This window comes from Microcoleus sp. MON1_C5 (assembly GCF_036701875.1).
In the GTDB taxonomy this organism is placed as follows: Bacteria; Cyanobacteriota; Cyanobacteriia; order Cyanobacteriales; family Microcoleaceae; genus Microcoleus.
Genome location: NZ_JAUBRN010000037.1, coordinates 43421 through 65246 on the forward strand (window position 1 = coordinate 43421; position 21826 = coordinate 65246).

Below are 21826 nucleotides of genomic sequence, written 5' to 3' on the forward strand. Positions count from 1 at the left end.
GATTGCTATACTTACCAATCTATAAAATCATCCTCACCTAACTCAGAAGATAACTCGGGAAAATCCGGTTCAGATTCCAATCTAAAAGTTTCCGACTCCCAAATCTCCAAGTCATCCGACAAATCGACTACTTCCCCGTCAAACATATCAGCCAATTGCCTAGCCGTATTCGCGACATATTGAGCGTCATCACGCACCGCTATAGCCTGAGCGTTAAAGTCATTTTGAGAGTCTGTAGAACCGTTTGTGGGCGATCGCGATTCGGAAATTGCCGGCACATTAACGGCGGTATTTTCAGGCGTTGGCGGGTGCTTTTGTTCTTCTCCACCATTCCCCAAAAAATCATCTGTAATCTCAGAATCCGCCGACTTCTGCACCTGTTGGCCCGCATCACTCACAGGATGAGAATTCCTAGGATTTTCGGCAACACGTCCGTTAGAAGTAGGCAAATCCTTGGCGCGGGAACTATTAGTTTCAGCGGGATTTGTCAAGCCCACTTTTACTGTTACTCGACGGTTAAAAATTTGCAAAAAAGCTTCTTCAATATTAGCTACTTTGTCTTTAACCATATTGAGCAACGGTTGCGAACTAATCTTAACATGAGCAGTATTATTGCTGAAAATTACTAGCTGTCCATGTTGGCGAAGCAGCGATTGAGTTCCATGCGGCCGCACGCGCTCAAGTACCTGTTCCCACACTCGATTTAAATCGATTTCATCGGCTGAATTAGTCTGTGAATAATTTGTTTGATTCGTTTCAGCAGTTGGTACAGGTGCGGGAATCGCTGCAGGAGGTGGGCTTTCTGTTCGATTAGCCACAGGCTGCGACTGAGGTGGATGATTTTGCGAATTGGAAACTGAAGATTGTTCAATATTAGATATCTGACTCGCCCCCTTAGCAAGGGGGGGTTGGGGGGGGTGAATTTGTGACGGAGCAATATTTTTAGCTGGTTCCGCTGTTGGTTGCTGCTGAGTTCTAATTGCTGAGGGCAACAATCCCAACAGCGTTACTTCCAGCCACAAACGCGGCTGAGTAGTGTTTTTAATTTGCACTTCGTGGGTTTGCAAATGTTTCTGACCTGCCAAAATCAACTCCGCATCCCAATTGCGGGCAAAATCCCCCAGTTTTTCCCAAGTTGTAGATGTTAAAGCTACTAAATCTGACCGTTTCGGTGCAGCTTTGGCTATTAGCAAATCTCGGTAAAAGCTCGCGAGACTTTGCAGCACGATTAGCGGTTCCCGACCGCGATCCATGAGATGGCGGGTCATGTCTATTAATGCTGTAGCGTTATCTGTATCAATAGCTTGCAGCAACTCCATTAAGTCATTCTCGGGGACTGCACCGACTAAATCCCAAACTTTTTCAACTGTTACTTCACCCTGAAATAAGCTTAGTTGGTCGAGCAAACTTTCGGCATCTCGCAGACCTCCTTGGGCGATTTGAGCAACCATTTGTACTGCATCGCTGGCAATATTGATGTTTTCTAATTTGGCAATTTTGTGCAAATGAGCAATCATTGCATCGAGGGGTATGCGGCGGAAGTCGAACTTTTGGCAACGAGAAATAATAGTTGGTAATACTCTTTGTGGGTCGGTTGTGGCGAGAACGAATACAACGCGATCGGGCGGTTCTTCTAGGGTTTTGAGTAGAGAGTTGAATGCCTGGGTGCTTAGCATATGGCAATTATGAACCAGAAGACCGTTAGCGACAAAATTGTGGTTGTCTTCTACTTCAATATCATAAACTTTCTCGACCCCAGCGACTTTTACAGATTCGACTGTCTCCAAACTTGTAATCCATTGAAGGGATTGAATACTTTTTAAAGTCTGATACCCATTTTCTACTGGTTTCAGCACCCATGTGTATGTAGTCGTAGGTTTTACAGGTGTTAGACCTTCTGTAAAATTTAGTTGTTGTTGGGTATCCCAAACCTGTAAGCCAATTGGCAAGGAGTTGATTTTCTGCCCTAGAATATCCTTCTGTATGAATTTGGATAGTTGGACTTCCTTCTGGGGAAATGCTGAGCGAGCCATCATCCATGTACCACCAAGCAAGTCCTTCTGGAGTGACGCGCTCGAGCCAATCCATTGTGACGTATTTTCCGTTTCTGTTGGGTTTAACAGCGTCAAAGACATCTCTAAGTTGGGGATGGCAGACTGTGTTGCAACAGACTGATATATTTCCGTATCCTCGGTTAGGTGTAACTCGTAACTTTGGTCGCAGTGTCGAAAGGCAAGAAGCTTTGTATTCCAACCATTCCCGCTGCTTTTCTCCGTGTGTCCAGCCCAATCTTGGAAATCGGCTATATTTATTTGGGTAGGTGATAAAACCGTCTCCAAGCAATGTTCCGTAGATGAGTCCGAGTGTTTCTGGTTGCAAAACTTCGGCATTTGCCAAGAACTTTTCCGTTCTTGCATCCCAAAGTCCATGTCCTTTTTTATACGGATGTCGCTGCCAATTAGACTGAATGCTCTTAATCCCTTTGCCTTTTTTTTGTAAAAAGTCTGGTATTTCGAGTTGTTCTCCACAGCCACACGCACAGAGAGGTCGGAGGGCTTGAGCCTGTTCGAGAATAGAGGCAAAGTCGTAGGATTTTTGTCCGTAGGTATTCCCGTAAAATTGATGTCCTCTGGCAAATCTCCGCAAGCGTCCATCTGTTCCAATTTTGTGAATGAGGGTGCCGCACCCACATTCACAGGGGATAGTATCTTCACTCCTTCTTTTACGTCTTTTGCTCGTATCCATCCCTGTTCTGTCCTGATTGGATGATTGCCCGTACATCTGATTTCTCGGTTGGCGGTTTTAATCACCAGTGTTTGTTTCTCCCCTCGGTCTAACCACCTCAAAACTTTTTTAAATTCCCAAACTTCTGAAGTTTCGTTATAGCTGAGAACTTGTTTTCCTTTGATGTTGCGATTGTCGATCCGCATCAGACCTTCGCTAGTTTTTACCTGAGAATCACCGGTCAAACACTCGTCTATTACATATACTTTATAGCGGCACTGTACGGGAGCAAATTGAGCTCGTTCGATCAAATCCCGAATGTTATCTACTCCGGTGTTGCTGGCGGCGTCAATTTCGATGACATCTAGTGTGGAACCTCGGGCAATTTCTTGGCAAACGTTGCATTTGCCACAGGGTGTGGGGGTGGGGGCAACCGTAGAAATACAGTTAAGGGATTTGGCGAAAATTCTGGCACTAGAGGTTTTACCGGTGCCTCTGGGGCCGGTGAATAGATATGCTGGTGCTATGCGCTCTTGTAGGATGGCGCTGGTGAGGGTTTGGGCGATCGCCTCTTGACCGACTAATTCGGCAAATGTCTGAGGGCGATATTTGTGGTGCAGGGGTTCGTAGGTCACGATCGAATATTGGTGGTATTAGCTGTAATCTTAGCTAAGGAGACGTTGTTCGATCGCACCTTAGCCAGACTCTCACAGCAAGCCGCCCGGTGGGCTTGCACGGCGGGAGTCAGCCAACAGTAGGAATTAGCACTCTCCCAACGTCCGCCCCTCGATCGTCCGGGCGATCGTCGGCTGTTCTCCTTGATGTTTTCCGCTGCTGGCTCCCAGAGTTACTATTAATTTATGTGTATTTCTTTTTATTTTTCTAGAAACGGAGACCGCCGAACAAACATTTTTTTTAGATATCTTGGTATAATATATTACAGACAATTCACCATTTCTATTTGCCAGTGCCAGCGCGCGATTTTCCGATATTTCGGAAACCTGCTTGCAGTTAAAGATAAAGTATTAATTAGAGGGTGCGTGCTCCAGTTGCAGAAATCCAGTTGTACCAAGATGATGGTGGAATGATGTCAATGTTGGTTGATCCAGTTGCACTACCAGCTCTACTCTGGAGTTTTGTATAAATCTAGCGTCAAATTTTACCCTTTAAAAGCCCATGTCAACCCAAATAATCCTTGTAGAACCAAGGTTGGCAGTAGCCTCTCCCAAACCTAAACAGGCTAAACCCGGAGATCCGTCCTCAGACCAACTCTTCATGGGAGCGTCGGGATTACTGTTATTATTGCTTATCGGTTTAGCAGTGTTTACCAAGCTAAAACTCGACGATTTGAGCAAAAAGCTCAAATTTGAGGAGTTTAGAAATCGAGAACTCCAGAAAAAATACAAAATGGCTCTGGAAACCATGTTAAAGATGGAAAAGAATCCCGACCTTATCCACTCGCGAGACTTTAATTTAGACTACCTGAGAATGCGGATGGCGGAAGAAGTCTTTCACTTTGCCATTGTGAACCAGATCAAGGTAAAAGTTAAAGAAAAAATTAGTATTGCCCTGCGTCCGACTCAGGGGGCAGTGGGAGATAAAAATGGGAATGCGGGCAGCGGCAGGCAAGTGGATTCGATGTTTGATATCGAATACGAAACTGGCGATCCGGCAATAAAAATAGAAAAACGCGTGCTGTTTCGGATTCAAATTAAGTTGATGAAACTGCCGACTCAGGCAACATCAGCGACAATTAATCAAATTATTGACTGTTTGGAAACTTATCTGAGTCCTTCAGACGACCACGACAGTTGGCAGCCCACAATTCAAGGTCGCATCGTTCATATTGAGTGGGATCAAAAAGCCAAGCCGACGCCGATGTTGGTGCTGGAACAGTCGAATGAAGGGGTGAATGTTACCTTTAGGACTACGAGAACGCCTGCCGGCCGACCTGCAAATGCCACTGAGGGCCAATTGGTAGGAGCTAAGGGTCAAAAAAGTAGCAAAAGTAGTTCTAAAAGTCCAGCCAAAGGTGGGACAAAAAGTCCTGCTAAGGTAGGAGGAAAGCGTCCCGTTTCTCGGAAATAAGTGTAGGTGGGTTAATATTATTTTCCCGAAAGAACGCTGGTTGCCACCGTTGTTGATGTGTCTTGTGCGAGGTAGCCGTCTTCCATGTGAATAATGCGATCGGCTATGTCTAAAATGCGGTTGTCGTGCGTGACAAGCAAAATAGTGCAGTGCTGTTCTTTTGCCAAACCTCGCATAATTTCTACCACATCTCGACCTGATTTACTGTCTAGTGCTGCTGTGGGTTCGTCTGCTAATACTAATTTCGGCTGGCTGACTAATGCCCGGGCGATCGCAACTCTTTGTTTCTGGCCGCCCGAAAGACTGTCCGGGTAATAATCTATTCTTTCTCCCAAGCCTACAGCTTGCAGCATTCCCTCTATTTTATCATTAGTTTCTTGGCGAGAAAGATGGCTGTGCAGTTCTAAAGACATTTGCACGTTTTGCCTAGCTGTCAAGCATTTGAGCAAATTGTGACCTTGGAAAATATAGCCGATGTCGCGGCGGATTTTAACTAATTTATTTTTCGGCGTTCCCCGCAATTCTTGGCCAAGAATTTTAAGACTACCTTCTTGGATCGATCGCAAAGCTCCAATCAAGGTTAACAATGTTGTTTTACCAGACCCCGAAGGCCCAGTCATCAGCACGATTTCGCCCGGATAAATTTCGAGGTTGATGTCAAATAATGTCTGTTTGCGAAGTTGTCCTTCGCCGAAGGAATGATTGAGATTTTTAATCGAGACAACTGGTAAAGTATTCATGGGTAATTTGTAGCTGTTAATTCGTAATTGGTAATTGGTATTTCCTTCTTCCTTTCTTCCTTCTTCCTTCTTCCTTTCTTCCTTCTTCCTTCTTCCTTCCTTAAAAAATATCCGCTGGGTCAGCCGCCTGCAACTTCCTAACTGCGATCGCCCCCGACACAAAACACATGATCGTTGTCATTGTAAACACAGTTACAACTTTTCCCAAAGTCATGTACATCGGTAAAGTCGTAGCAGTTCTAGCTAAATTGTACAACACCACAGAAATCCCAAGTCCTGGCAAATAACCAAGGATTGCCAAAATTAAAGCCTCTTGAAAAACCACACTCAAAAAGTAACCGTCTTTATATCCCATCGCCTTCAGCGTAGCGTATTCTGGCAAATGGTCATTAACATCAGTATAGAGAATTTGATAGACAATCACGATTCCCACGATAAATCCCATAGTCGCGCCGAGAGTGAAAATAAATCCGATCGCCGTGCTTTCCTCCCAATATTTTCTCTCAAAATCTATAAACTCTTCTTTAGAAGCAATTGTCACGTCTTGCGGTAAAGTTGCCCTCATTTTTTCAATAACTGCCTTGACATCAGTTCCCGGCTGCAAGTGAACAATTCCGACATCAATTAAACCTTTACTTCTTCTACCGTGAAAAATTCGCATAAAGTTCAAATCGCTGGTAATAATATTGCCATCAGCACCGAAAGATGCTCCTAAAGTAAATAGCGCCTCTACAGTAACGCGGCGGTTATCTATTTCAGTTTCCACAGGCTTTCCCTGGTTGAAATATTCTGCTACTGGCCCAAACTCCGGGCGGGAAGCTCGATCGAATAAAACGACATCTGAAATTTTGATTTTGTCCAAATTATTTTTGACTTCCGGCATCTCAAAGATGGGATGAGCGGGGTCAAAACCGATTACCATCAGTTGGCGGGTATTGTTTTTGTCTGGTGCGGGATTTTTCCACAACCCAAAGCCTAAATATACCGGGCTAATTCCTGTAACGCCATTAAAACTCAAAGCTTGATACAAACGCCGTTGGGGAAAGCTTTTCATGGCTATTAAAGCCGTAGATTGCGTGCTGGTGATAAAAATATCCCCTTTTAATTGGGAGTGAAAGGTGGTGGAACTTTCAAATAGCGCGTCTCTAAATCCGAACTGTATAAACATCAGCAAGTCGGCAAATCCAATGCCGGCTATCGCGATTACTAAACGCATTTTTTCGCGCGTTAATTGTGCCCAAGCTAGCGGTATTTTTGCCATAACAGTCAATTTTAGATTTTAGATTTGGGATTTGGGAGTAAATAATTTTAGGATTTAAGCACGGGTGTTGAGAAATCGGTTTTTTTTACCCTTATATTTGATTCAAACCCTTAATCTCGGTTAAAAACCAGGTTGCTTGAGTCCCCATGCGTAAGTCCTGTCAAGGTAAAATTTAGATCTCTATTTTGACTTCAACCTGCAAGTTTGTTAGGGTTGCAACTTTCTTGCTCGATTCCGGAGCAAGGCGAATTCTTACTTCGATAACTCTCGCGTCGGTGTCGGCTGCGGGGTCTGTATTGAGCACATCTTTTTTGCCGATTTGTTTGCCGATGCGAGCGACTGTTCCTTCCAAAGTGCCTTCAAATACGGGGCTGGTGACTGTTGCGCGCTGACCGTTTCGCACTTTGGCGATGTCGGTTTCGTAAACTTCTGCTACGGCGTACATTTGGTCGGTGCCACCTAGTTCTACGATGCCATCTTGAGTGTTGACACTTTCTCCTTGTCGGCTGTGAACTTTGAGGATGTAGCCGGATACGGGTGCTTTGACGTAACTTAAGTTTAAGTCTACTTGAGCTTTTTGTTTGGTGGCGATCGCACTTTCGACGGCGGCTTGGGCGGCTTGCACGTCTTCGGGACGGACTTCGGCAATTTGGTCTAGATTTGCTTTGGCTTGATTGATTTGTTCTTGGCCAGTTTCTGCTTTTTGTTTTAGTATTGCTTCGGCTTGATTGATTTGTTCTCGTCCTGTTTCTATCTTTTGATTTAAGGTGGCTCGGGCTTGGTTAATTTCCTGCCTACCTGTTTCTAACTTGCGTCGGAGATTGGCTCGGGATTGATTGATTTCCTGCTTGCCTGTTTCTACTGTTTGTTTGATTGTTGCTTTCGTTTCAACTATTTGCTCTTGCAGTGTTTGCACTGTTTTTTCTAATATCGCTTCAGCTTCTCTGACTTTTTCACGAGCCGTATCTACAGTTAAACGCTTTGTGTCATAAACTGAAGCAGAAATTGCACCTGTTTCAGCTAGTTCTTTGTTGCGTTGTTGCTCGGCTTCGGCATTTTTCAATTCTGCTTTTAGCCGATCGACTGTAGCGTTTTGAGAGGCAATTTCGCCGCGCAATTGAGCTTCTAGCCTAGCCAATTTCGATTGCTGCACCTCTGTTTCTCTTTCGAGTTGTGCCTCAAATTTGGCAAGATTAGCTTGTTCGGCTTCGGTTTCTCTTTGGAGTTGTGCCTCAAATTTGGCGACGTTAGCTTGTTCGGCTTCGGTTTCTCTTCGCAGTTGAGCTTCTAAGCGGGCGACATTGGCTGCTTCGGCTTCGGTTTCCCTTTGCAGTTGTGCTTGAAACTTGGCCACTTCGGCTTTTTGAGCGCCGACAACGCCTGTTTTTGCGCCTGCTTGAATTTTCGCTAATTCTGCTTGTTTGACTTTGACTTCTTTGTCGGCTTGTTGGAGGATTGCTTGGAGCCGATCGCGCGTATCGAGAACTGCTATGATTTGTCCTTGACTGACTCGATCGCCCTCTTCCACCTGCAACTGTTCAATTCTTGCTCCCTCCGACGCAGAAGGGGCCGACAATTTGATAACTTCCCCCTGGGGAGTCAACCTACCCAAAGCTGTGACGCTGTTGCGGGTGGCGACGGAAGTTGCAGCCGCCGCTGCAGCCGCCGCTGCCTTTAACTCTTCGGCTTTTCTAATTTGAGATACTTGCCAAAAACCGACTCCTGTGGTAACGACCGTGGCGGCGATCGCTAAACCGATGATTCGTCGTCCTGGGGGTTTTAAAAATGATTTATCCTTGACCCGTGATTCCTTTCCCATGACTTATAAAGTAGGTGATTTCCTGATTAAGTTTTTTTCACCCACTGTGAAGTATTGTAAACCAATTTCAGCTATTTAGGGATATCAAAAAGCACCTCGGTCATGTAATGTTCGGCCCAATCTTTACCGAAAGCTTTTTCGAGTATGCGACGGGTTTTGTCGTTTTGCTGCTGCTGGGTGCAGTAGTAAATTTGAGCGTCGAGAATTTTCGAGGCTTCGGCGGCAGAGACTGGTTCGGAAGCGACTGCCTGTTTGCAGTGAATTTCAACGTAGGATTCAACTATGTCCAGAAATCTGCTTTCTTCTTCGATCGACTCTGGCCGCACAAACAGACAAAATTCTGAGAAAATATCCCCCCATTCGGGAATTTGGCGGGGACAAGAAAATTGATCGATCGGCAATATTGCCAGTTGGGTTCGGTAGGTTTCCGACAAAGTTCGATCGGGATTGAGGGGAGAAAGGTCTGCGATCGCGGCGCTAACTTGACCTTTGCCTGCTACGATATCCGTACCGAACATGGGCAAAGCGTAATTCGGCCTCGGAAACATCACGCAGTGCAGGATATCCAGCATTGGTCCGACTTTAGCGAGTTCGAGGTGTATTTTGCGGAACTGGGGCGTTTGATAGCAGCGGTTTTCAATGATCAGTTTTTCTCCTTCCAAGCGCCCTTCTACGTATCCCAACTCAGCGGGCAGGTGGTAGGGTTCGAGGTCGAGATAGCGGTGCCATACTGCTTCCATCCGGTCTGCTAAATCGCGGATGAGATGGTGCTGTTGGTCGCGCAGGGAAGGCTGGGATATTTCTAACATTCCTATTTATCGGGGGATAGCTTAATTAAACTTGATTCTACTGTTGCAAGATGCAGGAAAAAAGGTAGATACTTTAACAATATCAGTAGATTGACTTACGATCGAGCCAGTTTTACAGGAGATTTTGTATGTTTGGTCTGGGATTGCCTGAAATGGGCATTGTTGCGGTGGTGGCTATTCTAATTTTCGGCCCCAAGAAGATTCCTGAGTTAGGAAATGCTTTGGGCAAAACGCTGCGGAGTTTTAAGGAAGGGGTTGGTCAATCTGAGGATGAAGCTGTTGAGAAGGATAAAGAGGAAGAGGGCCAGCCGAAAGTGTAAATTAGGTTTGTAGTGAGGATTTTAGTCTTCCTTTTTAAGGGCTCAAGCCCTCACTAAGAACCTATTCGGGAAATTTGCCTTCTCTAACTTCAAGGGAATAATCTGTGACAGCTTGGGTAATCGTTTCTCGCAAATTGGCGTAAGCTTTCGCAAAAGGCGGCTGTTTTTCCGAAAGTCCCAACAAATCGGAAGTAACTAAAACTTGGCCGTCGCAGTGCGGCCCGGCGCCGATACCAATGGTGGGAATAGTTAATTTTTGGGTAATTTGAGCGGCTAAGTCTGCGGGAATGTGTTCTAAGACGATCGCAAAGGCACCTGCTTCTTGAAGCGCGATCGACTCTGCTAGGATGCGATCGGCTGCTTCGGCAGTTTTCCCTTGTTTTTTGTAGCCGAGTTGGTGTACCGACTGCGGAGTTAAACCAACGTGCCCCATCACCGGAATTCCGGCGGATGTTAGCTGGGAAACTGTGGCGGCCATTGCTGGATATCCACCTTCTAATTTTACAGCTTGAGCGCCAGTTTCTTTCAAAGCTCTCCCGGCCGAGTGCATGGCTTGCTGGGGACTTTCTTGGTAAGTCAAAAACGGCAAATCTACAACAATTAATGCTTGTTTAACTCCACGGCGCACTGCTTTAGCGTGGTGCAGCATTTCATCGAGGGTTATGGGTAGGGTTGTGTCGTAGCCTAAGACTGTCATGGCGAGGGAATCGCCGACTAGGATGATATCTACGCCTGCTCGATCGATGAGTTGGGCGATCGCATAATCATAAGCTGTCAGGGCAACAATTGACCGCCCTTGTTGTTTCCACTGAATTAATTGATGAGTAGTGACTGACATTTTAGTGCAAAAATATAATATTATCCCCTGCTATTACTTATAATATCAAATATAACAAATTATATACAATCCATATTGTAGACTGGGTGAGGCGTGGCGATTAAGAATTGTCACAAGTTGAGCAACTTGATTCAGCGCCTCACGCACTCTGAAAAACTCAATGCACGCCTGTAATGATGCGCCTCAGCACTAGGTATAAGCGGCGAGCGATCAACTAAATAATCTACAATCTAGGCTGCATCTTGTATATTTTAACAATATTTGTAACGGAGAGCGATATTTTTATTTATTCCTGAAGTTCTGCTAATAACTGTTCCCCGAAAGGATGTTTTTGCAATTGCTCAAATGTCAAATCTCCTTTACTGATTCCTTGCCGCCACAGCCCAACATAATTTTTCCAACCTATGAGAACATTAGGATGATTTTCAGGCCATTTGCTGCGAAGAATTTCCACAGCTTGCAAATACAGCGGTTCCGCTTCCGAGTACCGGCCTTGGGATTGATAAAGGAAAGCTAAATTGTTGAGGCGAGTGGCTAAACTGGGATGGTCTTCTGGGAGCGAGCGTCTGCCTATCTCTAATGCTTGTAAATACAGCGGTTCTGCTTCCAAGTACCTGCCTTGGGATTCATAAAGTCCGGCTAAATTGTTGAGGTCAATAGCTAAACTGGGATGGTCTTCAGGAAGCGAGCGCCTGTCTATTTCCACAGCTTGCAAGTACAGCGGTTCCGCTTCCGAGTACCTTCCTTGGGATTCATAAAGTCCAGCTAAATTGTTGAGGTCAATAGCTAAACTGGGATGGTCTTCAGGAAGCGATCGCCTGTCTATTTCCACAGCTTGCAAATACAGCGGTTCCGCTTCCGAGTACCTGCCTTGGGATTTATAAAGTAGGGCTAAATTGTTGAGGTGATTAGCTAAATTGGGATGGTCTTCAGGAAGCGATCGCTTGTCTATCTCCAAAGCTTGCAAATACAGCGGTTCCGCTTCCGAGTACCTTCCTTGGGATTTATAAAGTCCGGCTAAATTGTTGAGGTGAATAGCTAAATCTGGATGGTCTTGAGGAAGCGATCGCCTACCTATTTCCACAGCTTGCAAGTACAGCGGTTCCGCTTCCGAGTACCTGCCTTGGGATTTATAAAGTCCGGCTAAATTGTTGAGGTGAGTGGCTAAACTGGGATGGTCTTCAGGGAGCGAGCGCCTATCTATTTCTAATGCTTGCAAATACAGCGGTTCCGCTTCCGAGTACCTTCCTTGGGATTGATAAAGTGCGGCGAGGTTATTTAAACTACTTGATAATTCCAGTTCCCGATCTAACTCTTGTTGAAGGGCGATCGCCTTTTGAAAATAATCGATCGCCAATTCATACTCTTGCTGAAAATTTTCGCACTCTCCCGACTCGATCCTTCTGTCATAAATCTTCCCCATACTCGCATAAAGACTTGCCAAACTGGGGTCTTGGAGTCCTTTTTTCTGTTCGGTTCGCGCGATTAAATCCTGCAAATCTTCCAGCGGAATCAAACTCGGCGGTTCGCGATCGTCCTCTTCAACTAGGGATCGAAACGGTTCAAATTCAGTTTTGGGAACAGCCGCAGTTTTTTTCGTATCAAAGCGAAACACACCTTTCCGCCAACTCCAAAAATCAGGAGACTCATTGCTAATCAGAATTTCAATTTGTCGCGTCACCCACAAGACAATCGAAAACGGAAACTCCCGCATTGCTTCCCGCGTCCATTGCAAATAGCCAAAAAACACTTCTTGTTCCGATCGACTTTCGCCAAATTGTTTAAAAAATCGCAGTCTTTCCACACCCGTCACGGTGATCACGGCTTTTTCCCGCTGCTGCAAATATGCTTCTTGTTCGACTAAATTGGCGATCGCCGATCGCAAACTCGGTTCACCCCTCGCCAATTCTACGCGATAGCGGCGGATATCCGGTTCGAGTTGTGCTTCATAATCCGAAATCAGGCGATCGCGACAGTCGCTATCATCGCAAACTGCGATTAGCAAGTTGAGAATATCTTTACCCGCTTCAATTGACACGAGTAAATCTTCATAATTATCTTGGTTTTGACTGTTGAGATTCGACATAATTGATTGTCATTTGTATCGAAGTCTCGATCCCCCTAAATCCCCCTTAATAAGGGGGACTTTGAGAATACTCTTGTCCCCCCCTTAATAAGGGGGACTTTGAGAATACTCTTGTCCCCCCCTTCTTAAGGGGGGCTAGGGGGGATCGACTTTGGACTTAGACATTACCTTAGTCGGCGTAGGCCGACTTTGTTTGTGTGCTCGCGTTGCTAGCGGTTTCAACCGCCGAGTTTAATTGTTGAGTATAAAAGAAATTATTAACGCGGAAAATCATCTCGCTGCTTTAACAATTCTAGCACGATCGGGTGAATGTCGTACCACAAAACACCATTGCGATATTCCAAAACATATAACCCATGCAGCAAATCCAAAAACCCTTGTGCTTTCGGGTCAGCCGGTTTAAAATCTCTGTAAGTTGCCATCAACATCTCATAATCAGTTGTTCCTAAACGGGTATCAAAATCGATCCGCAATTTATTAATCGCTTCCTCAAACACCTCAGCATTAATTTTAATGGCAGCTTCTGGATTCCGTCGCACCAACCGCAAACAAATGCGGCAGCATTCGTTAGCAATTCTAATCAATTCTCGCAATACTCCACCGCTGTATGCGACAACGCGATCCAGTGTTTCCGGTTCGATCAATTCGCTTCCCAAGCGTTTAGCTAAAATCTCTTTCAATCTCGCCGCCGGTTCCGCCATTGCAACAGCATCAGCATTCCGACTTTCCCCGCGTTTAAACAGCTTTGTGACTGGCATGAACACGATTTGATCGTTAGTTTCCGTTTCCACTGTAGCGGCCAAAGAGACATCTCGCAGCGCGGAAATAGGAGTTGTTAAAATCATCCTAAAATTCGGCAAAAATAGGGCTTTGATATGTTCTTGATAAACTTGGCGAACGACACCTAAATCCAACTTATCCAGGTCATCAATCACTACAATTACATCTTTTTTGGCGCCTTCTCGAACTACGGCAGCAATCTCGTTAATTGTCGCCACCAAATCCGAAACTTTGCGAATAAATTCTTGTTTTATTTCTTCACGAATCGTCGCATCAGCTTTTAACTTCCCTGTAATCATCTTAAACAAGTTAAAACCGACCGATCCGCTGGCGCCCAATTCGTCAATTTTTGTTTTAGTTTTAGTGGCAAACCAGTTATAAAATGATTCTTTAATTGATTTTTTGATGGGAATTTCCTGTTTTTCTGCTGCATCCATCAACTGAACTGCGATCGCAAACAAGATATTGATATGATTGACATCCGACATTTCAATCAAGTCGGAAATCGAGAAAAAGACTGTAAAATAACGATCGTCCATCTGGCGGCAAAATTCCGCCAACAGTGTAGATTTACCGCAACCGCGATGTCCGCTAAAAATAATTTTACCCCTACCGGAAGGGTCATCTTCGACTAATTGCTCTAATTGTTCGAGCACTTCCGTCCCGTATTCTACTCGGAAGTTCTCGACTTCTTTCGGAGTTATCAGCGGCGATAACTCCATATTTGCATAGGCTGTCCGAAATGATTCTAATAATATTTTTGACATGGCACTCTGAGACTATTATTTAATGTTCTTCATGATTATAAGCTGTCTAGCATCTAAATTGTAGATTTTTTGGCGACCTCTCCGGCCCGCCCCACAATAGTTTTTAAAGCCGGATAGCGCGCCTATATCCCCTTAACAAGGGGGGGATAAGATTACCCAAAGTGAATATTTTTAAGTGAAATTTAGGGGGATATGAATCTGAGGTGAAATGTTTAATGTTTAATTAATTCCTACTTCCAGCCCAACCACCGCAACAAAGGCACAACTAAATAATGACTGACTCCCAAACAAAGCCCGATCGCACTTCCCAACAAACCAAAGAACACAATTGAGCCCCAAACTTGCAGCCAGCCGAAGGTAACGTTAGACAGTGACAAAATCCCAAAGAAACTCCCCGGAAAAATGTTCCAAGCATTCAGCAACAGAAATATTCCCGTAGAGAAAACAGCCACAACCAAAGCATGAACTAATTGATGGCTCCGCAAACCCATTCCCACAGTCAAAGAGGCGATCGCAAAAGCTCCCAAAATCACCCCCTGCACACCGCTAGAAGCTGTTGCTTCCATCCAGCACAAACCCGCCAACAAATAACCCTGAGCTCCCATCAATCCAGACAGCCAATACTGTTTTTGCTGGCGAAAACTCCCCGCATCCGTCAAACCGATCGCAGTTCCGAACCCCGCAAACCCAAACAGCAGCACTTCCGGCCCGACAGCGAAAGTCATGTTAGGCATTAATTGCTGCAAACCTTCATTCAGAAAACTGGCAATTTCCGGGCCAAGAGGCGAAGCATAACCCAAAACCAAACCGCCGAGCGCCCCCGCACTTCCACCAACGGCACCCAGCACCATTTCCCAGCCTGTATCCAGAGAAGCTACCACGATTTGAGCGATCGCGCCGAACACAACACCAGTCAGGCTGACAGTTTTTTGCGCCCCCGCCACCACTACTTGCCGGCAGAATTCTAAAATAGCTTGACCCGCAGGGGCGATCGCGATTTTGCCCTTACTCCTAGCATAAATCTCCTGCAAACGCGCCCGAACATCGCCAGCCGTCGCCGGACGCTGCTGCACATTCGATCGCACCATATCGTCCAACAAATTCGCCAAAGCCGGACTCACAGATACAATGTGGCGCCACCGCAACTCCCCCGTCATCGGATCTTCAATTTCCGCCGGATACTTCCCCGTCAGCAAGTGAATGCAAGTTCGCCCCAGGGCATAAAAATCCGTCGCCGGTACAACACCGCCTCCAACAATTTGTTCCGGGGGACTGTACCCGGGCGAAATCAACCGCGTCGAACTCGGAGAATCTTTCCCCACCGATTCGACACCGCCCATCTGTTTAACTCCCCCAAAGTCGATCGTCACCAATTGCAGTCCGCCCAAACCCTTGCTTAGCAAAACTTGGGGCGATTCCGGGTCTCGCAGCATCAAATTTGAGGGTTTAATGTCGCGGTGAATAATCTGACACCTGTGCAACTCCTCTAAAATTTCCACAGCTTGACTCAGCCAACTAAACACCCATTCCTGCGGACATCCTTGAGGGTGCTCGTCGAGAACCTCTTCTAAAGTTTTGCCGTGAATCTTTTCCATTACCAAACAAGGTAGCCGCTTCGCCGCAGGATTTTCATCCCCGCCTGCAAAATTTTGCGTTTGGACGTGAAAATAACCGTCAGGCTCGACTCTCGGGACGCCTGGGTGTCGCAAGCGTGCCAAAACCCAAGCTTCTTGCTCGAACAGTTTCAGCGCTTTCGGGGAAGTTTCGAGCAACACTTTTAGGACGCGATCGGTTTGAGTTTCTGTGTCCCAAACTGTGAAAATTGCTGCAAAACCCCCGGAACCGAGGCTTTCTACAGGCACGTAGCGATTTTTTAGCCGCAGGGGAGCCCCGCAACTATGACAAAAATTGTTGCCCCAAGTCTGAGGGTAGGGCCTTGGGCAATCTGGATTGATGCAGTGAACGGCTTTTGAAGAGGGGTGAGGCACAACCAGAGTAAAAATGGGGCTAAATATCCATACTAGACTTACGCGCAGCTAACGCAGGAACCCGGTTTTCAGCGAGGTTAAATGGCTGTAACGACGGATTTGGTTTGAGAAACGAGCTTGCTCTTGCTGCACAAGTCCTGTCCATATTATGTGGTATGCTGTCGATTTTTGAGTTGACGGTCTGGAAGTCACGGGATTTTAGATTTTAGATTTTGGATTTTGGATTTTAGATTGAATACTGGATTGCTGTTGAGATCGATCTCAACTGCCATCCACAACTTTAGGTATTTCTAACTACTTAGCCCGAACCCATTACCCCTTACCAATTCTGATTTTTAAGTATTAAATTCTTTACATAAACCGTATTGATCCGCTGTTCGGCTCGCTGCACCATATCTTTCGATCGAGCGAAATTCCTCGCCGCTCTGCGATCCCCAGCCTTTCCTCCTGCATCCTTCGCCGCTGGCTTTTCATAAGATATGTTACAAATATTTGCCTAATGTAAAGGAAAATAAATAATACTTATGATGATTAAAAGAATATTAAAATTTGAGAATGCCATTTTATTGATATATTTTTAACAGCCTGCGATCGGGCAAAACAATTAAGCGAATACTAGGAAGCGAGATATGGCTTACGCGCAAACCCAAACTCAATCAAAGGCTGGGTATAAAGCCGGAGTTCAAGACTATAAACTAACGTATTACACGCCGGACTACACCCCAAAGGATACAGATGTTTTGGCGGCTTTCCGGGTAACACCGCAGCCGGGAGTACCCCCTGAAGAAGCCGGCGCTGCTGTAGCTGCTGAATCTTCCACAGGTACATGGACAACTGTGTGGACTGACCTCCTGACCGACCTCGACCGCTACAAAGGTCGCTGCTACGACATCGAGCCAGTTCCCGGTGAAGACAACCAGTACATCTGCTTCATTGCTTATCCTTTGGATTTGTTTGAAGAAGGTTCCGTCACCAACTTGCTGACCTCTTTGGTCGGTAACGTGTTCGGTTTCAAAGCTCTGCGCGCTCTGCGGTTGGAAGACTTGCGGATTCCCATTGCTTACCTGAAAACCTTCCAAGGCCCTCCTCACGGTATTACCGTTGAGCGGGACAAATTGAACAAGTACGGCCGTCCTTTGCTGGGTTGTACAATTAAGCCCAAATTGGGTCTGTCTGCTAAGAACTACGGCCGTGCCGTTTACGAAGTTCTGCGCGGCGGTTTGGACTTCACCAAAGACGACGAAAACATCAACTCGCAACCGTTCATGCGCTGGCGCGATCGTTTCTTGTTCGTTCAAGAAGCTATTGAAAAAGCCCAAGCAGAAACCGGCGAAGTCAAGGGTCACTACCTCAACGTAACTGCCCCCACTTGCGAAGAAATGATGGAGCGGGCTGAGTTCGCTAAGGAAATCAAAACCCCCATCATCATGCACGACTACCTGACCGGTGGTTTCACTGCTAACACCACCTTGGCCAAATGGTGCCGCCGCAATGGTATCTTGCTGCACATCCACCGCGCCATGCACGCAGTTATCGACCGTCAGAAAAACCACGGTATCCACTTCCGCGTGCTTGCCAAGTGCTTGCGGATGTCCGGCGGCGACCACCTGCACTCCGGTACAGTTGTGGGCAAACTCGAAGGCGAAAAAGGCATCACGATGGGCTTCGTAGACTTGATGCGCGAAGACCACATCGAAGAAGACCGCAGCCGCGGTATTTACTTCACCCAAGATTGGGCCTCCATGCCCGGTGTTATGCCGGTTGCTTCTGGTGGTATCCACATCTGGCACATGCCGGCTTTGGTGGAAATCTTCGGCGACGACTCCTGCTTGCAGTTCGGCGGCGGCACCTTGGGCCACCCTTGGGGTAATGCACCTGGTGCAACTGCTAACCGCGTTGCTTTGGAAGCTTGCGTCCAAGCTCGTAACGAAGGTCGCAACTTGATGCGCGAAGGCGGCGACGTGATCCGCGAAGCTTGCAAATGGTCTCCTGAACTGGCTGTTGCTTGCGAACTCTGGAAAGAAATCAAGTTTGAGTTCGAGGCAATGGATACCGTTTGATGATTTTGGGTTTGAGAATTTAGGTTTTAGGTAGCAAACTTGCTGTGGAGTCTTTATCTTTGAAGAAGATTTACCAGTAAGTTTGCATCCAAAATCTAAAATCCAAAATCTAAAATTTGAGGGAGCTGGGGTCAAAAATGGATCTCAAACAAGTTGCGAAAGACACCGCTAAGGTGCTGGCAAGTTACCTAACCTATCAATCCGTGCGGGTTGTGGTCGCTCAGTTGAGCGAGACCAATCCTCCTGTGGCAATCTGGTTGAGCAACTTTTCCTCAACGGGCAAAATCCAAGATGGAGAAGCTTACATTCAAGAATTGTTGTTGGAAAATCAAGATTTGGGATTTCGGATCATGACTGTGCGAGAATCTCTGGCCCAGGATGTGACAGATTTTTTGCCTGAAATGGTTCGCACTAACATTCAACAGGCGAATATGGAACACAGACGCCAGCATTTAGAGCGAACTACGCAACTTAATTGGTCTGTTCCTAGCAGTAATCCTGAAACCTCAATTGATTCTGAACCGAATCTGGATAATTTGTCGAGTTAATCGATCGACAAGTGCGATCGAACACACACCTTAGAGATACAACAAATGAAGACTTTACCTAAAGAGCGTCGTTACGAAACTCTGTCCTATTTGCCCCCCCTGACAGACGCGCAAATTGCCAAGCAACTCCAGTACATCTTGGATCAAGGCTACATTCCCGGCGTAGAATTCAACGAAACCTCTGCGGCTGAAATGCGCTATTGGACTCTGTGGAAGCTGCCTTTGTTTGGTGCTCGCAGCGTCCAAGAAATCATGACAGAAGTTCAAGCTTGCCGTCAAGATAATCCTAGTTGCTACATCCGCGTCATGGGTTTTGACAACGTGAAGCAGTGCCAAGTGCTCAGCTTCATCGTGCACAAGCCTAACACCAGAGGCTACTAAAAAGTATTGGCTGAGTAATCTAAATTTTAGGTTAACAGTCATTGCAGATTGGAGGCGGGGAATTTTCCCTGCCTCTTTTTTTATAGTTTGCAAATAGCTTTTAACACTTGCAGCAACAAAATTGAAGAGTCTGACTCCATCAGGTTTAGCAAAGGCATTAACTGATAGGTTGGGTTATTGCCCCCCTGAATATTGACGAACTGATAGTGCATTCCGTTTGTTGTCAAGCCCCAGATTGTATCCTGATATTTTAAATTTTGATAAGCATAGGTTAGCAATTGAGATAAACCCATCAATGCGTTGATTCCAGAATTCTTACTTTCAATAACCAAAACCCAAAAATATGTATCGCTTCTGATCGGTTTTATCCTGTTGACTGCTAAGATATCAAATCTTCCTTTAATGATAGTATCTTCATCTTCAATGCTAATTTCGGCGAGGTCTTGTTCTAAACTAATTTTAATCGGCCGGCGGTAGAAGCCAGCCAATCGCATTAAGGGAAAGGTAGTCAGAGCTTTTACCAATCCTTCAGAAACTCGATCCGTTGAAATGTAGTCATCGAAGTCATCCCTAATTTGTATAATTTCCTGCTGTTCGTGTTCTGTGATATCTTCAAGGGATAACAAAGAGGTAAATGAGTTAGTGTACTGTTTTTGAAAGCCGAACAGACGGTGTACATCTGCTAACGTTAGGTTTTTGGCATTAATAGTGGTCTTCATATTTTAATAGTTATTTAAGTTTTAGTTATAATTCTAACATAGACATTGCGGTAGTCAACTTGCAAAATCCATGACCCCGAAAGAAGCACGAGAATTATCTATTAGTTTAAAGCTTCCTGACTTAATAGGAACTGCCTTAGAGATTCAGCAAGCAGAAATCATTAGAGCAGAAAAACTTCAACAAGTTCCCTTTTTTGAGGCTGAGTGGGAAATGTTTATGACTGAGATTGAGAATAAAGATTACTATGACAACTCTCTCCAGCTACTCAAACAAAGTAATGTTGCTGAATTTTGGATAAAATACCGCGAATTAGATTTTTGGCAACTCCTAAAGCTTTTTCAGTAAAGCTGCACATTCACCATTTAATCTATCCTCTCCATCACAATACAGTCAACAATTTCGTATCCCCAATTATAATGTTTATTTGCCATTTGCTTGGCCATATCATATTCACCTAAATAACAAAGTTCAGCTAACTTTTGATATCCCTCCTCTTTCTCTTGCTGCAATCTTTCCCGGCGCAGCTTTTTTCTTTGTGCTTCTGAGAGAGAAGGTCTTTCTAAACCAAATACATCTATTTCGCTAATTCGTTGCATGGTTGCCTCCTAAAAAGGAATTGATTCTACGATCTCACCGTCAACTATTTCGTAGCCCCATTCTGGATGTTCGCTGATTTGTTTTTCAACTATACTCCGACCCATCGGAGTTTTGCAAGCTTTCTGCAAAGATTCAATACTGGGAGCTTCAACAACTGAATCTGACTCTTTTTCCTCACTTTCCTGTTGTTCTAAAGTTCTGGGGGAAAGGGTGTTAACAGTCGATGGTGTGAGGGAAATTTGAGGTGCGACAGCTTCCAGTTTCTTCATGACACTTTCTTTTGTAAATTGAGGTTTTTCTGTAAAGGAAGGTGGCAGATAGGGTGTCTGCACTCCTAGATTTTTGGCTTTGAGTGCATCATCGGCAAGGCGATCGCACTTTCGCAAAAATCCCTCCCACAAATCTTTGCCCAAAACCGGGTTTCTCAAATCAGCACGGGCTTTAGATACTGCTGCTTCCAGCGGTTCGCCTTTGTGTACGTAATACTGAATTCGCTCTTCTTCAAAGGCAGGATAAGGCACTTCTGGTTCGATTTCCCAATCTCGCTTAACTTTCTGACTTTCTCCTAAAGGAATTCCGGCGATAAATTCATCCCAAAAAGTCGAGGTTAAGCCTTTTGTCATGCTGTCAATAATTTTAAATGCCCATCCAGAAGGATTGCCAAATCCTAAGTTGCGCTCTTGAGCATATGCTTCTAAAGCTCGCTGAAAGTTGTGCAGTTGTTTTTGGGAATTCCAAGGGCCGCTAAATCGGTAATTCGGGGTGACAGCAACGGCTATTTGCTGGCGGGGTTGCCCGAAATATTTGTCGGTTTTAACTACATCATTTGGGGGTGATGTTTCGCGGAAGATTTCTACAGGGTGATTGTTGTTTTCGCGACTTATCGGTGTTATAATATCTGGCGGATTCGGTGTCCAAAAGTTATTGAGTTTTTCCTCGAAAGCGTCAATGTCCGCCCAGAGTTCTAGGGTGTCCGTGTTGGGATTTGTTAATTTTTCTTTCAGGAGCGATCGCACTTTGAGCAGGCGTCTCGCGAGTTCTTGTTCTTCGTGATTCAAACCGGTGGCTTTTTCTATTTCGCTGCTGTTGGTTTTTACCCATTCGCCGGAGTTGGACTTTTGTGATTGCCATTGCAATAATTGGCAAAGAAAAATACTCGCCGCGACTCCGCCGGTAATTGTGGCAAGTTTGGGATAGTAGATGGCGGGGTTTCCTAGATTTCCTAAAAATATTCCTATTTTCATTTTGTATATTCTTAATTCCCTTGAATCTTAGGGTTATTATTGGCGCAGCTTAGCTG

Annotated in this window: 18 protein-coding genes; 6 read left to right on the forward strand and 12 right to left on the reverse strand. The window is 45.4% G+C overall.

Going from position 1 to position 21826, the window contains the following annotated elements:
- Positions 1 to 11: 11 nt before the first annotated feature.
- Positions 12 to 3359, reverse strand: a complete 3348-nt coding sequence (dnaX, locus tag QUA71_RS18395) for a DNA polymerase III subunit gamma/tau (protein ID WP_333287132.1) — start codon at positions 3357 to 3359, stop codon at positions 12 to 14.
- A gap of 541 nt (positions 3360 to 3900) precedes the next feature.
- Here dnaX and QUA71_RS18400 point away from each other — a divergent pair.
- Positions 3901 to 4812, forward strand: coding sequence for a hypothetical protein (locus QUA71_RS18400; protein ID WP_190660546.1), 912 nt, complete (start codon positions 3901 to 3903; stop codon positions 4810 to 4812).
- Between the two features lie 17 nt (positions 4813 to 4829).
- Here the strand turns inward: QUA71_RS18400 and QUA71_RS18405 are convergent, their stop codons facing one another.
- The 4 genes from QUA71_RS18405 to QUA71_RS18420 form a co-directional block, all read right to left on the reverse strand.
- On the reverse strand, positions 4830 to 5552 hold the full coding sequence (locus tag QUA71_RS18405) for a DevA family ABC transporter ATP-binding protein (RefSeq protein ID WP_333287166.1): 723 nt from the start codon (positions 5550 to 5552) through the stop codon (positions 4830 to 4832).
- Between the two features lie 100 nt (positions 5553 to 5652).
- Positions 5653 to 6813, reverse strand: a complete 1161-nt coding sequence (devC, locus tag QUA71_RS18410) for an ABC transporter permease DevC (RefSeq protein ID WP_333287134.1) — start codon at positions 6811 to 6813, stop codon at positions 5653 to 5655.
- A gap of 172 nt (positions 6814 to 6985) precedes the next feature.
- Positions 6986 to 8632: an HlyD family efflux transporter periplasmic adaptor subunit gene (locus tag QUA71_RS18415; RefSeq protein WP_333287136.1), complete on the reverse strand. Its 1647-nt coding sequence runs from the start codon at positions 8630 to 8632 to the stop codon at positions 6986 to 6988.
- Positions 8633 to 8703: 71 nt separating this feature from the next.
- Complete coding sequence (locus QUA71_RS18420; protein ID WP_333287138.1) at positions 8704 to 9441, reverse strand: phycocyanobilin:ferredoxin oxidoreductase; 738 nt, start codon at positions 9439 to 9441, stop codon at positions 8704 to 8706.
- 128 nt (positions 9442 to 9569) lie between these two features.
- Between QUA71_RS18420 and tatA the strand changes: the two genes are divergently transcribed.
- Entirely contained in the window at positions 9570 to 9761 is a 192-nt protein-coding gene (gene tatA / locus QUA71_RS18425; RefSeq protein WP_190734631.1) for a twin-arginine translocase TatA/TatE family subunit, read from the forward strand.
- A gap of 61 nt (positions 9762 to 9822) precedes the next feature.
- On the opposite strand, the gene panB is transcribed toward tatA, so the two are convergent.
- From panB to QUA71_RS18445, 4 genes are all read right to left on the reverse strand, one after another.
- Positions 9823 to 10599, reverse strand: coding sequence for a 3-methyl-2-oxobutanoate hydroxymethyltransferase (gene panB, locus QUA71_RS18430; RefSeq protein WP_333287140.1), 777 nt, complete (start codon positions 10597 to 10599; stop codon positions 9823 to 9825).
- A 286-nt stretch (positions 10600 to 10885) separates the two neighbouring features.
- A complete protein-coding gene (locus QUA71_RS18435; RefSeq protein WP_333287142.1) occupies positions 10886 to 12685 on the reverse strand; it encodes a tetratricopeptide repeat protein in 1800 nt (599 codons plus the stop codon).
- 257 nt (positions 12686 to 12942) lie between these two features.
- Entirely contained in the window at positions 12943 to 14232 is a 1290-nt protein-coding gene (locus tag QUA71_RS18440) for an ATP-binding protein (RefSeq protein WP_333287144.1), read from the reverse strand.
- Between the two features lie 230 nt (positions 14233 to 14462).
- On the reverse strand, positions 14463 to 16220 hold the full coding sequence (locus QUA71_RS18445) for a serine/threonine-protein kinase (RefSeq protein ID WP_333287146.1): 1758 nt from the start codon (positions 16218 to 16220) through the stop codon (positions 14463 to 14465).
- 629 nt (positions 16221 to 16849) lie between these two features.
- On the opposite strand from QUA71_RS18445, the gene QUA71_RS18450 reads away from it, so the two are divergent.
- The 3 genes from QUA71_RS18450 to QUA71_RS18460 all read left to right on the forward strand — a co-directional run bounded on the left by QUA71_RS18450 (position 16850) and on the right by QUA71_RS18460 (position 19209).
- Positions 16850 to 18280, forward strand: a complete 1431-nt coding sequence (locus tag QUA71_RS18450) for a form I ribulose bisphosphate carboxylase large subunit (RefSeq protein WP_006632943.1) — start codon at positions 16850 to 16852, stop codon at positions 18278 to 18280.
- Between the two features lie 137 nt (positions 18281 to 18417).
- Complete coding sequence (rcbX, locus tag QUA71_RS18455; RefSeq protein ID WP_006632944.1) at positions 18418 to 18828, forward strand: RuBisCO chaperone RbcX; 411 nt, start codon at positions 18418 to 18420, stop codon at positions 18826 to 18828.
- Between the two features lie 45 nt (positions 18829 to 18873).
- On the forward strand, positions 18874 to 19209 hold the full coding sequence (locus QUA71_RS18460; protein ID WP_006632945.1) for a ribulose bisphosphate carboxylase small subunit: 336 nt from the start codon (positions 18874 to 18876) through the stop codon (positions 19207 to 19209).
- Positions 19210 to 19289: 80 nt separating this feature from the next.
- On the opposite strand, the gene QUA71_RS18465 is transcribed toward QUA71_RS18460, so the two are convergent.
- The gene (locus QUA71_RS18465; protein ID WP_333287152.1) at positions 19290 to 19928 is read right to left on the reverse strand and encodes a restriction endonuclease subunit R; all 639 of its coding nucleotides are present in this window, start codon (positions 19926 to 19928) and stop codon (positions 19290 to 19292) included.
- Positions 19929 to 19998: 70 nt separating this feature from the next.
- On the opposite strand from QUA71_RS18465, the gene QUA71_RS18470 reads away from it, so the two are divergent.
- Positions 19999 to 20274, forward strand: a complete 276-nt coding sequence (locus QUA71_RS18470) for a hypothetical protein (RefSeq protein WP_333287154.1) — start codon at positions 19999 to 20001, stop codon at positions 20272 to 20274.
- A 17-nt stretch (positions 20275 to 20291) separates the two neighbouring features.
- Here the strand turns inward: QUA71_RS18470 and QUA71_RS18475 are convergent, their stop codons facing one another.
- Entirely contained in the window at positions 20292 to 20525 is a 234-nt protein-coding gene (locus QUA71_RS18475) for a hypothetical protein (protein ID WP_333225147.1), read from the reverse strand.
- A 9-nt stretch (positions 20526 to 20534) separates the two neighbouring features.
- On the reverse strand, positions 20535 to 21770 hold the full coding sequence (locus QUA71_RS18480; protein WP_333287156.1) for a hypothetical protein: 1236 nt from the start codon (positions 21768 to 21770) through the stop codon (positions 20535 to 20537).
- Positions 21771 to 21826 lie beyond the last annotated feature (56 nt).

Coding starts and splice junctions, on each gene's coding strand:
- QUA71_RS18400 (WP_190660546.1), top strand. CDS start 3,901: ATGTCAACCCAAATAATCCTTGTAGAACCAAGGTTGGCAGTAGCCTCT.
- QUA71_RS18405 (WP_333287166.1), bottom strand. CDS start 5,552: ATGAATACTTTACCAGTTGTCTCGATTAAAAATCTCAATCATTCCTTC.
- devC (WP_333287134.1), bottom strand. CDS start 6,813: ATGGCAAAAATACCGCTAGCTTGGGCACAATTAACGCGCGAAAAAATG.
- QUA71_RS18415 (WP_333287136.1), bottom strand. CDS start 8,632: ATGGGAAAGGAATCACGGGTCAAGGATAAATCATTTTTAAAACCCCCA.
- QUA71_RS18420 (WP_333287138.1), bottom strand. CDS start 9,441: ATGTTAGAAATATCCCAGCCTTCCCTGCGCGACCAACAGCACCATCTC.
- tatA (WP_190734631.1), top strand. CDS start 9,570: ATGTTTGGTCTGGGATTGCCTGAAATGGGCATTGTTGCGGTGGTGGCT.
- panB (WP_333287140.1), bottom strand. CDS start 10,599: ATGTCAGTCACTACTCATCAATTAATTCAGTGGAAACAACAAGGGCGG.
- QUA71_RS18435 (WP_333287142.1), bottom strand. CDS start 12,685: ATGTCGAATCTCAACAGTCAAAACCAAGATAATTATGAAGATTTACTC.
- QUA71_RS18440 (WP_333287144.1), bottom strand. CDS start 14,232: ATGTCAAAAATATTATTAGAATCATTTCGGACAGCCTATGCAAATATG.
- QUA71_RS18450 (WP_006632943.1), top strand. CDS start 16,850: ATGGCTTACGCGCAAACCCAAACTCAATCAAAGGCTGGGTATAAAGCC.
- rcbX (WP_006632944.1), top strand. CDS start 18,418: ATGGATCTCAAACAAGTTGCGAAAGACACCGCTAAGGTGCTGGCAAGT.
- QUA71_RS18460 (WP_006632945.1), top strand. CDS start 18,874: ATGAAGACTTTACCTAAAGAGCGTCGTTACGAAACTCTGTCCTATTTG.
- QUA71_RS18465 (WP_333287152.1), bottom strand. CDS start 19,928: ATGAAGACCACTATTAATGCCAAAAACCTAACGTTAGCAGATGTACAC.
- QUA71_RS18470 (WP_333287154.1), top strand. CDS start 19,999: ATGACCCCGAAAGAAGCACGAGAATTATCTATTAGTTTAAAGCTTCCT.
- QUA71_RS18475 (WP_333225147.1), bottom strand. CDS start 20,525: ATGCAACGAATTAGCGAAATAGATGTATTTGGTTTAGAAAGACCTTCT.
- QUA71_RS18480 (WP_333287156.1), bottom strand. CDS start 21,770: ATGAAAATAGGAATATTTTTAGGAAATCTAGGAAACCCCGCCATCTAC.